This is a genomic window from Streptococcus sp. OH4692_COT-348 (assembly GCF_003859975.1).
Classification (GTDB): domain Bacteria; phylum Bacillota; class Bacilli; order Lactobacillales; family Streptococcaceae; genus Streptococcus.
Genome location: NZ_RQZB01000008.1, coordinates 1 through 16,907, shown reverse-complemented (window position 1 = coordinate 16,907; position 16,907 = coordinate 1). Strand labels below are relative to the sequence as shown.

Below are 16,907 nucleotides of genomic sequence, written 5' to 3'. Positions count from 1 at the left end.
TCAAAGAGAGGAAAATAATGAACGTATCTTCTAGTCCAAGTATTACCTTCATGCTGCAATATACAGAAGCAAATAGTGGGTTTGTAGATTACACCAATAGAGACGAAGCTGTCGAGGTTGATAATGAATTAAATTTAGAAACACACAGACAAAATATTGAGTCTCTAACTGAAGATGAACTACAAAAAATCCAAGCTGAAGTCCCAGAAACAAAACTTAATTTCCAAGAGTACATCGATTATATGAATCGTTCTTATGCTACTGAAAATCAAAATGAAGAAATGACAGCGATTTTTACAAAAGAAGCCAATTACTTGCAGCGTAGCAAAGTAACTGAATTGAAAAGTAAGTTAGAACAGGCTTATCAAAATGGCTCTCTTTTATGGCAGGGTGTTATCTCTTTTGATAATGATTTTTTGGCCAAGGAGGGATTATATGATCTGGAAACTGGGAAAGTCGATCAGCAAGCTATTAAGTCGGTCATACGTGAAGCATTGCCGAGGTTGATTGAAAAAGAAGGCTTATCTGATTCATCATTTTGGTGGGCCAACATTCACTTGAATACGGATAATATTCATGTGCATTTTGGTTTATCAGAAGTCGAGTCTGCAAGAGAAAAAATTTTCTATCGACCTCGTGGACGAATGGAGTACAGAGGAAACTTTTCCCAGAAAACTATTGAGCGTTTTAAAAGTGATGTTTTTCATGGCTTGTTGAATGAACAGACTAGAGGAATGATTGTTCGACGAGAACAAATCTTGGCCAATATCAGAAGTGAGTTGATCAATTCTGTATTTAGAGATCAGATGGTGCGTTCTTCAGCTGAAAAAAATTTTTTGGAGCAGGCTTATAATCATTTGCCTATGGATAAAAAATGGCGCTATGGCTCAAATGCAAGAGATTTTGCAGTCAGTAAATTCTTCCTTGACCGCTATCTGGACTCCTATTTAGAAAATGATGGGAAAGAGCTCTATCAAGAATTTCTGAAAGAAACGAAGGACTTCCTAGAAACCTATAGAGGAGCTTATTCGGCTGGAAAAAAATCAACCTACGAGAAGATTCGGAAACTAGATGGTCGTGTTGAGAAAACACAACAGGAGGCTACAGGCTATCATCTGCAGCAATTAATAGCGAATCGAGAGAAGGAGTTGAGAGAACGATTAGCAAATAGAATCTTGCACCTATTTCGTGAGAATGCTCCTGAAATAGCTGATGTTCGGCTGGAAAAAAATTTATCCAATTTCTCAGTAAAGAATCAACAAATGATTTTAGAACAGGATCCCAATGCAAGTGTTATCAAAACACTAGATGCTTGGAAAAAACTGGGTTATGATTTGAAAGATGGGGCAAAACCTCTTGAAATCACAAAACCAGTCTATGCTGCTTATGATAAACACGGAACAGGTTTGGGACGTCCTGAATATGTTACGGAATTAGTTTATGATGTGAGTCAGATGAAAGAAGACTTACTGGAGAAGCAACTTAGTTTAAGAGACTTGTCGCTATTTTCTTCAGCTGATTTGAAAGATCTTGTAGAAGCAGCTAAAAAGAAAAGTGATCGATCATTAAAAGAGCGCCAGGAGTTAGGAACATTTCGCTATGCTTTAAAATTGAGTTTATTGGAGGAAAAACAGAGTAGTTTATTAGTTCGTAAAACTCTTTTTGATCAAATTCAACCACTTGAAACCGATAAGCCATTTGTTGAATTGAAAAAGAAAGAAATTCAACAAAGACTGAAGCTGACTGAATTGCAACTGACTCCAAATTATAAACTAAGTGAATCAGACCAATCTCTAAAACAATCTCTTGCTAACCAGTTTGAAGATAGTGTTTCATTTTCAGTAGAAAAGGCTGATTCATTAGCAATTCAAGCACCTATCAAACGTTTGAAGCTAGAATTAGTGGCAGTTCAACCTCTTCAAGATGAAGGAGTCCTGACTATTCTAAAGGGCTATCCTGTGACGAAAGATAGCTATATGGAAGAGCTACAGACCCATATCTCAATTTTTCAGCTGAAACATCAGATTTACAGTCGAAACAAGGAAATTTCACAAACGACTGATCAAGCGATTATTCAAAAATTAAAACAGGAGAATGCGAAAGGATTTTCTGAACTCAAATCACTCTATCAAAAAATATTGCCAGAGGAAGAAAGCAATCAGAAAAGTCAGTTAGCTCAAGCTGTTTCACATAAAATGCAAGAAAGGAAGAACCTACAAAGAAAAAACGTCCAACAATCCCAAGGTAAAGCAATCATCAATACAGATTTCATGAGAAATTTGACCAATTCTCTTCAAAGTGCCCAACGTGCAAATAAAAAAGCCCTCATGGAACGTGAGAGAAGCGATGAGAGGCAAGAACTGGAGGAAAAAGGCCACAGTATATAAGAGTCATTGTAAAAGCAATGACTTTTTTTAGTTAAAAAATGGAATTGTATTGTCCCTTTAACTGGAATTTCTTGGTTATTGCATAGAATAGAAAGATAAAAAGAGAAAGGAGAAGAAAAATGAATCTATTATTTCCAGATGTCGCAGTTGAAGACTTTGATTTCTCAGCCGAATGGTTAATTACGGCAATAAATGCCGATAGCAAGCAAGTGCATTTTGAGGGTCAAGGAAGAAATTCTGATTTAGAGATGGTTCTAGATTTTAAGGAAACTTCTGAGCTATTTGAATCTTTTTCAGTAGGGGAATTGGTTCACTTAGATCCAGAAACGTTTCTACAAGCAGAGAAAGAGCCGTATAAACCACAGTATGAAGGATTTTAAGGAGATTTTATATGACAGAACAAGAATCAAGACGTGGGAAAAGTCGTAGAGAACGTGTTGAATTTGCACGTTCTAGAGATATTTTGGATGTTGCAAATGAGCTTCAGATGGAGCTGGTTCGTTCTGGACGGGACTATCGATGGAAAGAACATGATAGCCTAGTTATTTCACCTGATAAAAATTTATGGAAATGGTTCTCTAGAAATACAGGTGGAGATTCGATTTCTTTAGTTGAAACGATAAAGGAAGTGGATTTTAACCAATCTGTAGATTTTTTAAATGATGGAAATTTTAAAGAGTTTCAAATGGTTGAAAGGCCTCAAGAAGATTTTAAATACTATCTTGAAAAATACGAGCAGCCGTTATCAGCTGGACGAGACTACTTACGAAATCAACGTGGGCTATCCGATGAAACGATTGATTATTTTTTGGAACAGGGTATTTTAGCCCAAGCTAATGCCAAACTTGACTACTTTGTGGAAGGTAATGGCGGAAATTCAACAAATGCGATTGAGCCAGTTATTGTATTCAAGTCCCTTTCTTCTTCTTCAGGTGAAGTTGTTGGAGCCTCTTTACAAGGAATCCAGGAGAATTGGGAGAAGTGGCCAAAACATGGATATGCTAAAGTGATTATGAAAAACTCCGATCCTATGACTGGTATTCATGTTGATATTGGCAGTCCAAAACGATTGATTTTTACTGAGAGTCCAATTGATTTAATGTCCTACTATGAATTGCACAAAGATAGTCTTCAGGACGTCAGATTAGTTTCTATGGATGGTTTGAAAGAATCGACTATAGGCCGTCATCTATCTCGAATTCAAGCTGAAATATCAGGAAAACCGCTAAGATGGACACCTGAACAATTAGCGGACGGACTTCAAGTAGCTATTGATCATCACTTTTTTGAAGATGGGAAAAATGCGGATTTGATTACTCTAGCTTTAGATAATGATAAAGCAGGTAGAACATTCATTCAAGAATTGGAGGCAAAAGGAGCTGTTATCAATTCAGATCTACCAGAACTAAAACCAGGACAAGATAAAACGGACTGGAATGATGTTTTAAAGAATCGACAGGAAGACAAAACTGATAACAGTCGTCTTGCTCAAGCACGTCGAAAACTGGAACGACTAAAAGCTGAACGTGGGGAGTCGTTCTTTACCAAAGCTACTCTCAAACGCTATCAAGAAGAGTTGACTAGACTTGAGGGCATATCTGAACAAATGGGTAAAACTAATATTCAACCAGCAACTCAAACCTTAATTGATGAGGGCTTAGTGAATCAGTGGCAAAAACAACCAAATACTTATTTTGTAAAAGGGTTACGAAGAGTTGCCCTGGAGTTGACTGAAGAAGGAGAGTTTCAATTATCTTCACAAACCAAGTATCATCCGAAAACAGATGAGGAAAGACTGAAGGTGGATGAATTGCTTGCCAAACAAGCACAAGGAAATGCTGGAGTAAAACAGATGATAGAGGAAGAGCGAAGCTCAGTACCTCCAGAGTTATTTGTAGCCTTTGATTTTACAGAAAATCCAAATCTATCTCAGAAATTCTCATCAGGAGATGTGATCCCATATAAAGACTTTATAGCTCAATTGTATGAAGAGAATAATTTGAGAATGCTTAGTCTGGGATATGATAAAACTTATATTGCATTGCAAGATGAGGTGGGGAATCGTCTGACAGATGATTTTCGATATGATATTGGTAGTGAAGACAGTGACCTTTCAACGCAATTGGGAGAAACTCTTCCAACTCCTTATTTAGAACAGGCAAAAAAAGCAGATCATGATTATCAATCACAGATTTCAGCTGAGGAGAATGTTCAAACAGAGTCAGTTGAATCAAAAGAAAAAGCTCCTGAGAATTCTCAAGAGCAAATGAATGATAGGGCCAGTGGTGGAGAGGGCTATTCACAGCATGATGCTGTAGGCAGTGCCGAACCTGAAGCTGAATTATCAGCAACCTTTGAGCAAACTGTTGCCAGTCACCCGACATCACCCTATCGTTACTTACATTTTAGCACAACTTTTGAGGAAGTGCAACGAAGACAATCGAAATACCATCCAATTACATCTGATGATTTGAAAAGAATGAATCAGTACGCTGGTTCTATTCAGAAATCATCTCAATGGTATTTAGAGGAATTAGCGAATAGTAAAATCTATTATTTCTATTCCAATAATGGAGAGGTGAGTTTGCTAGATGTTAATTTTAAACGAGAAAACTTTTTACACTTAACAGGAATCAGGCCAGTTGTTCCAGGTAGAAATGCTGGAGATTTTGTAGTCGATTTTGCTGAGGGAAGGGGAGACTATAATCAAATACTGGTTAGTAATAGTCTAAAAGAAAAATTACAAGTTATTCCTATGTTAGAGGATATTCTTGATCCTAAATCGTTTGTTTTGGATAACTTAGACGAAGTGAGAATTGCGCAACGACTTAACTTTTCAGAAGCTATCAAGAGTAAAGACGAGGATTTCTTGCTTCTTTTCAAAGATATAGGAGAAGAACGTGTCCCTGCATCTCTCATGAAAATCAAGAGAGATCTAAAAGTTGATGTAGAGAAAACTAAGGAAAAAGTTATACTTGCTGTCTTTCGTGAACGTGATGGTAATATTGAACAGTTGTCTATCAATGAGGATTATGTCAAGGATAGAGGAAATGAGTTGCAAACCATTTTGAAAGATGGCTTGTTTGAAGAAATCAAGCCTGATACAACTAAAGAAATTGAACAAACAACGCTAGAGAACACACTGAATAGCCCCCTACTTGATTCGGCTACGTTCACTCAAGTCTTAGATACTGTCTATAATTTAGGTGTGCCAGGCGACATCTCAAAAACTCCAGAAGAATTTCATCAAGCCTGGAATCAGTATCTTGACTATGCGAAACAGCATAATGATAAATTTGATCAGATTGTTGCTGCAGCTGGAGAAGATCATCTCCTAGATACAAATTCAGACTTTTATAAAGAGTGGAAACAAGATCACATCTATAAGGAGAACTACCATGTACGCCTTCAATGGGCTGAGGAGCGACCAGATGGGCCTAAATTGCCATTTAAAGAAACCGAGCTGATTTCGTATCAAGATTTCGCTAGGGAGCTATATAAGGCCAATCAGTACTTTTATCCAATTCATCAAGAAGGAATGAAACAAGTAACAGCAGGCAATACTGAAGGCTATATCCCTCCTACCAAAATTAAGTTTGATATCTATGCTCCAGGTGGTGAAGTGATCAAAGAGGGAATTCGATATGATATTGGAGATGAGACTAGACCAATTTCACAAATGCTAGGATTAGGATATCGTCGACTCAACGGTCAATCTGAACTAGCATCGATGGATGAAGAAATTCTTTCTCAGCTGGAAAATAGAGAGGTGAATAAGGAAATTTCCCAGGAAGCAAATGAATCAACTCGATTGACAGAAGAAGTAACAGGTCAAACTCTTGATACAAGAGAAACGGTAGCTTTTCAATCTTCTAAGCAAGAAACTAAAAATAATTTGCTTCAGCGTGTAGAGGAGATTCTGAAAGAGGAACCTATTTCGAATTTGGAGACTCCTGAAGTAAACTCAAGTAGTATTGATTATGCTACTTTAACGCCTCATGAATTGAGTGAGGTTGCTTTTCAAAAAGTGAGAGAGTACACAGAAACACCAGAACGGTTAGAAGAGTATCTGAATTTTATGAGTAAGTTTCCAGAACTCTCACCTAGAAATGTAGCGTTGATTCAGGAACAGTGGCCAGGAGCGAATGCAGTCGCAACCTATAATCAATGGCAATCTATGGGAGAAGTTCTTGGAATTACTTCAGATCAGGTATTTGAAACTAGAAATACCTATACCAATAAAAAAACAGGTCGAACAAGAGAAGTTGTCCATAACAATCTTTCAGTTAAAACAGGTGAAAAATCACATATTACCTTGTTTAGACCTATGATGGTTGAAATGATTCCTGTATTGGATGAAAATGGGAACCAGGTAAAAAACGGAAAAGGCAATCCAAAATATAAAAGACTTTCTGAAGCGACACCTGAAGAAAAAGCTTTTAAGAAAGAAGGGAAGTTAAAATCTCGCTTCTTCCAGGAAAGAGATTCAAATACAGGCTTAGCTAAATTCGCTACGTATAAAGTATTTGAGTTGTCTCAAACAACCTTGAAGCCTGAATTTTATCCAAAAGCGATGCCAAATCGTCATTATGATTTTAATATGGATCATGTTCGTACTAAAGAAGTGCTAGAAGGACTTTCCGATTATGCAAATAGTATCGGTGTAACCATCTATCAAGATGATGCAAAAGAGCTGAAGAGTGCAAAGGGAGCTTTTTATCCAGATGAACAAAAAATACTTTTGAATCCAGATAATACTCCTGGAGAAGTCGTTGCAACAACCATTCACGAGTTAGCGCATGCTAGTCTGCATAATCCTAAATTTGCTAACTCGTATAAGGAAGATGTCTCAAAAGATCGTAGAGAACTTGAAGCTGAGATGACAAGTTATCTCGTTTCTAAGCATTTTGGGTTAGATACCTCGGAGAAAGCTATTCGCTATATGGCACTTTGGACTGATAATTTAACATCTCTTGATGATCAACAACTAGCGCAATCTATGAAACGAATTCATGGGACAGTATCTAAGATTGTAAAAAGTGTTGAACAACATACAAAACCTTACCAGTTAAACAGACAGGTGGTACAAAATCAAAATTTTATCCAAAGCCCAAAGAAGGGGCTTAAAATCTAGAAAGAGCGCTCTTTAAGAGCCTCTTTTTTGTGTATAAAGTTATATAACTTTTTGTGCTGTTTTTTGATATCAACTTACTGTATTATTTGTCTATGTCCCTTTACAAAAGATTTTTTAATTATAGCTTACAATGACAGAAAATGAAGTAGAAGGAGAATGATATGGTTATAGTTGTTCTGGCTGAAAAAGAGAAACAGGCAGAAGCTTACGCTACAGCTTTGGGACAATTTAGTAAAAAGAAAGGTGTCTATGTCATTAGGCAGTCACCCTATTTTCCAGTTGAAGTACATGTGGTGGCTGCTGAAGGGCATCTATTTGAATATAGTGAACCAGACAATTGGTCGCTTGATAAATTACCTCTTACAAATGTTTCATTTAAGCAACATCTGAAAGAGGACAAGGATTCGAGAGAAAAATTTAAGAGAATCTATGATGAAGTGGTAACAGCAGATCAAGTGATTATTGGGACGGATGCTGATAGAGAAGGAGAGCGGATTGCGTACTCTATTTTATCGCATATACCAGGAGGCAAGGAGAAAATTTGGAAACGTCTTTGGGCAAGCTCCATGACAAAGAAAACTCTTCAAAAAGCTTTTCAGGAATTGAAGGAACCTTCAGAAACCTATAATTACTACTTGGAAGCTGAAGCACGTGCACAAAGTGATTGGTTGGTAGGAATGAACTTATCACCTCTTGCAACTCTTGATCTTCAAGCAAGAGGACAACTCCCTCGAACAAAAGGTAGCCATCTATCGGTTGGCCGAGTTCAAACACCAGCGGTCAGACTAGTTTGTGAGAATGATTTAGAGATTCGCAACTTTACTTCAGAAAAATATTGGAAGCTTCAGCTGGAGGATAAGAAAAATGGGGTGTTCTTTACGACTAAAGATAAAACTAAAGATAGTGAAGCTATTTTAGCCTCTTCGAGGGGATTATCAACTACCTCTGTTGTTTCTTCAGTTGAGGAAGAAGAACATCAGAAATCAGCACCACAACTATTTACCTTGTCTGAATTACAAAGTTTTGCAGCAAGCGCCTGGAAATTTGACTCAAGTAAAACGGAGAGCATTGTTGAGGGATTGTATTTGGAAGGTTTTCTCTCCTATCCACGACCAGACTCAGAATACATCAATCATTTTGAATTTGACGATTTAAAAGAAAATCTATCTGCCTATCAAAAAGCTATTAATTGTCATTTTCAGCCAGCGTTTTTGGAGCCTAGAGAAGATTATGTCAATGATGAAAAAGTATCTGGTACAAGCCACTCAGCCTTGATTCCGACTGAAAGAATTCCAAACCTTTCGAATTTAAAAACTGACCAACGGCTGATTTATGAAGCAGTTGTGAAGCAAGCAATCTTGATGTTTGCGGATGATTGTTATTATTCAACTAAAACAATTGAAGTAGAAAATAATGGTCTTGTTTTTAAAACAAAGGGTAGAACGCTTCATAAATTAGGATGGGCTGAATGGAGTTCACGAAAGGTACGAGGTCCAGTTGAAGTTCCTGATTATCAAGTGGGAGATAAAATTGATACGCAGGTTCAGATTGTAGGGGGTGAAACGAAACCACCTAAAAAACTAACTGAAAGCCAATTGATTGGCCAAATATTTCCTAAATATGGCTTGGGAACACAAGCCACTAGAGGAGAAATCATTAAAAAAATTCAAAGTAAGGGTTATGTTGTTAAAGATAAAAAAACAGGTCAACTAACTCCTACCAATAAGGCCTATCTACTTATCAATTATCTCTATGACAATGAATTCTCTGATCCAGAGACAACAGGAGGATGGGAAATGTTTCTATCTCAGATTGGAGAAGGGACAATCAATCCACGAGAATTTGTGGATGCGATAAAAGATAAGCTCACTCTTCAAATCAAGGAAGTAAAAGAAAGAGGTGATTAAGTGTGACTACTGAAGAAAAGAAAAACACACCCTATTTAGATCGTTATACAGATAATTTGACAGAAAAAGTTTCAAAAAAAGCGGAAGATTATCAGGTGTACGGACGTGATAAAGAAGTAGAAGCTGTTCAGACCACTCTTCTCAGGCGAACTAAGAATAATCCTATTTTGGTAGGAGAAGCTGGAGTGGGAAAAACAGCTATTGTTGAAGGATTTGCTTTAGCCATTTTAAGAAACCAGGTATCTCCAAAATTAAAAAATTTGACCGTGCGTTCTCTGGAACTATCTAGCTTAATGTCAGATGAGGATGGAGGATTTATTGTTAAGTTTAAAAAAATTATTGAGGAGATGGTAGAAACTAAAGGAGAGAATCTTCTCTTTATTGATGAATTTCACACTATTGTTGGTGCTGGAGGTTCAGATAAAGGTGCTCTGGATGCTGGAAATATTGTAAAGCCAGTTTTGTCACGTGGTGAGATGCAATTGATCGGCGCAACTACTTTAGATGAATTTCATGAATATATTGAAATGGACCGAGCGCTGGAGCGAAGGATGCAGCCAATTATGGTTTCTGAACCGACAACTACTCAAGCGATTGAAATTCTTGAACAAGCTAAAACTATTTATGAAAAATTTCACCAGGTGTCTATTAGTTCTGATGCTGTAAAACAAGCTGTACTTCTATCTGTTCGCTACATACCTGATCAATTTTTACCTGATAAAGCCTTTGACTTAATAGATGAAGCAGCGACAATTTGTTCTACAAATGGGTTAGGCCATGTAGGTAAGCAAGAAATTGCAGAGGTGCTGAAAAATAAAACAGGTATTCCTGTCACGACGATTTTGAAAGGTGACAAGGAAAGGCTAGATGGTTTAAAAGAAAAGCTGTCACGACGGGTTAAAGGTCAAGATGAGGCTGTAGATGCTGTTGTGAATGCTATAACTGTTGCACAAGCTGGTTTACAGGATCAAAGAAAGCCCCTATCTTCCTTCATGTTTCTAGGAACTTCAGGAGTTGGAAAAACAGAGCTTGCCCTGGCATTGGCAGAGGGGATGTTTGATGATGAAGAGGCGATTATTCGTTTTGATATGTCTGAGTACAAGCAAAAAGGAGATATTACAAAGTTGATTGGCGATCGTCAAACTAGGACAAAAGGTCAATTGACTGAGAAGGTTAAACAAAAACCTTATAGCGTTATTCTGATCGATGAGGTGGAGAAAGCACACTCAGAAGTTGTAGATTTATTTTTGCAGGTGCTTGATGCAGGACGTTTGACTGATTCAACTGGAAGGCAAGTGAGCTTTAAGAATACGATTGTTATTATTACTACGAATATTGGTTCGCAAAAAATTATTAAGCAGTATGAATTGAAAGGGAATTTTAAAAAGCTAACCGATAGGGATAAAATTCAGTTTGAAAAGAGCATGACGTTGGAGTTGGAAACTAAATTCCGACCAGAATTTCTCAATCGAATTGAATATAAATTGATTTTTAACATGTTAGACGAGGAAGTGAATAAGGAAATTATTGTCAAACAGCTATCAGAAATTCAAGAAAGAATGAAGAATAAAAAGTTGACTCTCTCTTATGAAGAAAGTTTGGTTACTTATTTATTAGATGTGGGAACAAATATAAAGGACGGTGCACGGCCACTTGAAAGAGTGATTAAGCATAAAGTACTTCCTTTAATTTCTAAAGAATTTCTTAATCTATCAGATTTTAACCAGGAATATCATTTTCATCTTTGGGTAGAAGGTGATGCGCCAGATGAACACCATCGTGAAGATAAAAGAGAAATATTATTTGAAGTTGAGGCTAAAAATAAGTCATTTGGTGAAGTATTATTTTCATAAAGTTCACAACAAAAAAATGATTGTCCCTTTAAAAAATTTTTTTCAATTATCTATTACACTAATATTGTCAAAATAACAAAGGAGGATTTCTATGAAAAATTATTTGACAAGACAACTTCAGCAAGTAAAGACAAAATCACAAATGTTTTTATTGAGCCTTTCTCTATTTCTAACAGGATCTACAGTTTATGCGGAAGATCCGTTCGCCAAGTCTGATACCTTAGCAAAAGAAGGAATAACTAAGGTTCAGGGAATCGGTGTTGTGTTATTTGGTTTAGCAGCGGTTGTAACTTCATTGATTTATGGTTTTGGTGGACGTGAGCTAAAAGCGGCGATGAAGAAACATTGGGTTGCGATTGCAGTTGCAATTATTGGTGTTGCAGCAGGCCCAGGTATTATTGAATGGTTCTTTAACTTTATTAAAAAGTAAGGGGTAAAAATTATGACTTTTTCACTCTTTAATAAAAATAGATGTTCTATTACCGATGAGCTTTTCCTAGAACTGACCTGGGAAGATGGAAAAGGTCTAGAGGATGATAGTGAACTGCTTGATATTATTGAGGGATTGGATCATCTTGCTAATTTTCCTCAGCCGATTTCAAAAAGTTTGCCCTACCTAACATTTCAACAAGCCGAATTGTTGTTTAAAGAGTTAAAACAGGCGTATGGCAAGTTTCAGCTGAAAAAAGTATCAATTGCTCATCTAGAAGGGAAAAGCGCAGTAACAGAAGGGGAGGTTTATGCTAGTCCATTCCTCGTTACTGAAGACTATGAAAATCTCTTGTTTCCCCTAATTCAAGCAATACTTACTCGCTCTGAATTTGCGAGTTACAGCTATCAGGAAAAAAGGGAGTATTTTGAGAACCAGATTTATCCTGTATATAAACAAAGTTTGGGATTATCTGATTCTTCTCTCCCCCTTTTCCCAGCTGAAGGTGAAACGTTGGTTCATTCTCAATCAAGTCGTTTGCCACCGATTCCAAAAGCAAGGGATCAAACAGATGCTACGTATCCCGTATCTCAAAAGCAGTCATCTTTCCTCAAGAAATTTTATCTATTTTTAGGTTTTGTTGGAGTGATTACAATAGTAAATATCGTTTGTGTATTTTTTGCTTTCACTCAACTATCTAACCAGTCAGAAAAAGTAAATTTCTTATATCAGGAACAAAAAAATACTCAACTAATCATTTCAACGAAAAATGAAGTTGATGTATTTAGTCGCTATTTCTTACCTTCTTATTACTCAGGCAAAAAAGAAAATCTAGTGGATTTTCTTTCTGAAGGTGATGCAAAATTCACCCAACCAAAAGAAGGAATTTTACAGTCCGTTATTTTAGAGAAGTTGAATTATGATTCAGAAACTCAAAAATACACGGTTTCCTATATCCTATCCGTCAAAAAAGCGGATAAATCATCTAGCGTTAGATTAACTTTTGATGTAAAAGCTTCTGATTCTTCAAAATATGGATTTGTTGTAGAAACAGAACCAAAAGAATCAAATTATCTTAAAAATTAGAAAAGGAAAAATCACAATGCACAAGAAACAAGTATTAGCTACACTAGCACTATCAACTATCGCACTTGCACAAGCTGGTTCTGTATATGCAGATGAGCTTGCACCAATTGATTCTTCTGCTCCAACAACAGAAGTAGTTACGCCAACAGCACCTAGCACTTCAACAGAAACAGAGGCTCCAGCAGTTCAGCCAACAGAGCCTTCAGTTACTCCAGTTGATCCAACAACACCAGATACATCATCAACGACAGATAAACCGCAAGGTAAAGACAATGCGGAGAGTTTAGATGGCGTATCAACTGATAAACCAGTAACACCAGATACATCATCAACGACAGATAAACCGCAAGGTAAAGACAATGCGGAGAGCTTAGATGGCGTACCAACTGATAAACCAGTAACACCAGATACATCATCAACTAAAGACAAACCACAAGGTAAGGATAACGCTGGAAGCCTTGATGGTGTACCTGCTGAAAAACCAAAAACAACAGTAGAGGCAAACGAACAAGGGAAGTCTCAAATTGGAACTACTTCAACTTCAACAGGTCAAGTGGTGCATGATGTAATAAAAGAACCAGTTGAAACGAATACAGGAGCTTCAATTGTTAGCACTCAAAGCGGAAACGTAGTCCTTTCAGATGGCTCTGTAGTAGCTCCTGAAGAGGTCGGTGGTACTGTCAACGAAGATAAGACTATCTCTGTTACTGATAAAGAAGGCAAACTTAAAACACTTCCAAACACTGGAACAGCAGAAAGTATTCTAAGTACTATTGGTGGCATGTTGTTGACAGCAGTAGGTTATTTTTACAAGAAAAAACTATTTTAATTAAAAAAAGGAGACATATATGACAGAAAAAACAAAAGGACACGGATATTTCCGTAAGAAAAAATGGGCTAAAGGATTAGTATCAGGAATTGCAGTTGCAGGGATTGTAGCTTTCTCTGCAGGATCTGTATTGGCAGATGAAGCAGTCCAGCCTGAAAGTAAAAATGATAACAACGCATACGCTATACAAGCTGGTAAAGCAACAGGAAGCCAGTCTGTAGCGATTGATAATGGTGTAGTTACTAAGGCAGCTGGAAAGGCAAAAGAAGCAGGGGTGAATGTTTCTGAGACTAAATCAGTTGATAAGGGAACAGATACTACTCCAACAAAACTAGAACAGTCTAAGTCTGATATTAAACAAGACCAGGACAAGCAGGTCAAGGCACTTGAAGACACGACTGCAAAACAAGTTCAAAACAATGAAGCCTTTAAAGAAGCGCAGGAAGCTATTCAAGCCAATAATAACTTTGTGGCTACTGAAAAAGGCAAGCACGGACAGTCAACAACAGTCACTGTAACGAATGATGGTTCGACTGCAACTGATGGAACAGCACCTAAAAACAAGGAAGCTGCTACAACAGCTAAGAAAATCTTGTCAGAGAACAAGAAAGCAGTAGCAGATTACCTGGTTGAAAAAGGGGCCTATGATTCTAATGTTCAGAAAGCTTCTGAGTTAAATCAGGCAGTAGAAGCTGCTGAAAAAGATTTGGAGAAAAAGGGCGTAACAGTTAAGGTAGTGACACGTACCGTTTCTTCAGTCAAAGAAGTAGAGGCGCTACAAAAGAAAAATGATCAGGCTATTGCAGCTGCAAAAGGCAAAGTGGAACTTAACAAAGCCATGATGGCTGCCTACACAGAGAAGAAGAATGCTAGTGATCAAGTCAACCAAGATGCTGATCGCAAATCAGCTGATTTGAAAAATTCTGGCGTACTTTTAACTTCTAAAACACAGGAAGTTTCTTCAGCTGATGAAGCGAAGCAAATTGGGAAACAAAACCAAGCAGCTTATGATAAAGCTAAGAAAGCACAAGCAGACTGGCAGAAGAAATACAATGAACTTCAATCTAAAACAAGTACGGAAGGGTTCACAAAAGAGGTTGTCTTACAGGCTCTCAGTCTTGCTTCGGCCAATCCAAATGCTAACATAAAATCTAGTGCTTCTGGCGCTAAAGAATTGACTACAAGCTATGTCGCTTCTTCAAGTGGAAATTCTGGATATGGTCGTATTCTTGATTCTACCAAAGTCTTGAAATATCAGGATGTTGGCACTGGATGGAAAACAGAAATTGACTACACTAATCTGAAAGGTTTGACTGTTTCAACTGCAGATGGTAAAAAGCATGATATTTCTCGTATCCATCGAAAATTCGAGATTCTTAATCAAGGGAAGACAGGATTGAATGATGTCTATGTCTTGAACGACCCAACAGAAGGCTTTGTTGTAGCTCGTAATGATGGTACTGGTGATACTTCGGATTACATGAAGTTTAGAGTAACTGATACTTATTATTACAATGTTGATGGTAAAGAAGTAGTGTTCACTGCTTCAGAAAAAACTCCAGCAAGTATAACTTATTCATCTCTTAACTATAACAAAGTTGGTTGGGAAGGTGCTGGAGCAGTTAATGGTAAAAATATTGAGATTAACGGTTCAACTGTAACATACCATAAAAACGATGGTTACAACTATGCTGATAGCTATAATACAGAGGAAAATGTTGGAGTTACATGGGATACTTCTGACTCTCCTTATCAATATAAGGGAGCAGCACTCGGTGTCTTCACTAAAGGGACTGATTTCACTACTGATTTTGCTCAATGGGATGGCTCTGCAACACCAACAGGACAGACATACTGGTTTGCCTTAAACACTAAAGTGGTAGCACCAGTTGTTGAAGTTCCAACTACTGCAACTATCACAAAAACAACTGTGAAACCTGTCAAACCTGAGCCCGTATCAGCTGAATTGGTGAATACAAAGAATCCAGTCAAACCAACCTTGACTCTTAAAACTCTCTCTGAAACTAAAAATCAGAAGTTATCTGCAAGCTATCACGGTTACAAATTGCAGTATAAACCTACTGTCCGCAAGTCTGTATCTGACACAGATAAAACGAATACAGATGGCCAAACAGTAGCTAAAAATGCTACTCAGCTTTATACATTGACCCATGATAATATCTATGCGAACCTTAAAAAGGGAGACAAGATTACCATCATTGATCCACTCGAAGCTGGTGCTGTTCCTGATGTAGCTGTCACAAAGGCAGCTGCAGAGAAAGCAGGATGGGGCGTTGCCTATGATGCAGGAAAGAACACTTATACCTTTACTGCAACCTACGAAGGGAAGCACTTAGAAGCTCCTGTGATTACCTGGAAACCAATCTATGACAAGGGCTTCTATGACAACACTTATAAAGTGTTAGTGAATAACTATGAAGTTTTCTCAAATACTGTTACGAACTACACTCCAAGACCTCCAAAACCAGTCAAATCTGTGTTAGATCATTCTGGCAAGGATATCAATGGTGCTAAAACATTTGACCGCAACGTGACCTTCCGTCTGACAACAGATTACAGTCCATACACCAAAACTCTTGCTTCAGCGCAGGCACTTGGTAAGAAGTTTGGAATCCTGGATGATGTTCAAGACAAAGCCTTCACAGTTGACCACAGCAAAATCAAGATGACTGCTGCAGGGCAAGACGTGAAAAATCTCTTTGATATGTATCATGTTCTTTCAGATGCTGGGCGTACGGATGCTATCAATAATATCCTGAAGGAATTGAACTTGGCACCTAAAGGTGAATTTTATCTTTGGGTTGCGAAAGACTCTGCGAGCTTCTACAACAATTACGTGAAGCAAAATAAAAATGTGACGATTGATCTTTCAGCGAAACTCTTAGTAAAAGAGGGAGAAATCGTGAAGAACGATTTTAAACAGATCGATTTTGGGAATAGCTATCAGTCGAATCTTGTAACAGTTGAAGTTCCAAATGTTAAGCCAGAAAAACATGTACTTGATAGAACTGGCAAGAAAGTCCTTGATGGCAAAGAAGTTCAGCTAGGTGATTTTGTTCAGTACCTTCTTGATGGAGTAACTGTTCCAGAAAAACATGATACATTATACCAATATGACGGTGTAGATAAGCTCGATATGAAGCATGATCGCTATACTGGTAATTGGAAGGGTATCATCAAGGGTACAGAATACACAGCAGAAAAAGAGCTTGTGTTGCCTTATGATGTGACATTGAAAAATGGTAAGGTTATCAAAGCAG

At 37.5% G+C, this 16,907-nt stretch carries 9 protein-coding genes; all 9 read left to right on the top strand.

Annotated features, from left to right (window positions below):
- The first annotated feature begins 17 nt into the window (after window positions 1–17).
- Window positions 18–2,387 carry a MobP2 family relaxase gene (mobP2, locus tag EII37_RS05860; RefSeq protein ID WP_124787920.1) on the top strand — a complete coding sequence of 790 codons (2,370 nt, stop codon included), beginning with the start codon at window positions 18–20 and terminating at the stop codon, window positions 2,385–2,387.
- Between the two features lie 119 nt (window positions 2,388–2,506).
- Entirely contained in the window at window positions 2,507–2,767 is a 261-nt protein-coding gene (locus tag EII37_RS05855; RefSeq protein ID WP_124787919.1) for a hypothetical protein, read from the top strand.
- 11 nt (window positions 2,768–2,778) lie between these two features.
- Window positions 2,779–7,521 carry a PBECR4 domain-containing protein gene (locus EII37_RS05850; protein ID WP_124787918.1) on the top strand — a complete coding sequence of 1,581 codons (4,743 nt, stop codon included), beginning with the start codon at window positions 2,779–2,781 and terminating at the stop codon, window positions 7,519–7,521.
- 161 nt (window positions 7,522–7,682) lie between these two features.
- A complete protein-coding gene (locus tag EII37_RS05845) occupies window positions 7,683–9,428 on the top strand; it encodes a type IA DNA topoisomerase (RefSeq protein ID WP_124787917.1) in 1,746 nt (581 codons plus the stop codon).
- 2 nt (window positions 9,429–9,430) lie between these two features.
- Entirely contained in the window at window positions 9,431–11,281 is a 1,851-nt protein-coding gene (locus EII37_RS05840; protein WP_124787916.1) for an AAA family ATPase, read from the top strand.
- Window positions 11,282–11,372: 91 nt separating this feature from the next.
- A complete protein-coding gene (locus EII37_RS05835) occupies window positions 11,373–11,711 on the top strand; it encodes a conjugal transfer protein TrbC (RefSeq protein ID WP_124787915.1) in 339 nt (112 codons plus the stop codon).
- 12 nt (window positions 11,712–11,723) lie between these two features.
- On the top strand, window positions 11,724–12,797 hold the full coding sequence (locus tag EII37_RS05830) for a hypothetical protein (protein WP_124787914.1): 1,074 nt from the start codon (window positions 11,724–11,726) through the stop codon (window positions 12,795–12,797).
- A 16-nt stretch (window positions 12,798–12,813) separates the two neighbouring features.
- Entirely contained in the window at window positions 12,814–13,626 is an 813-nt protein-coding gene (locus EII37_RS05825; RefSeq protein WP_124787913.1) for an LPXTG cell wall anchor domain-containing protein, read from the top strand.
- 19 nt (window positions 13,627–13,645) lie between these two features.
- Window positions 13,646–16,907 (top strand): SspB-related isopeptide-forming adhesin (locus EII37_RS05820; protein WP_124787912.1); only part of this gene is annotated, 3,262 nt, incomplete at its 3' end.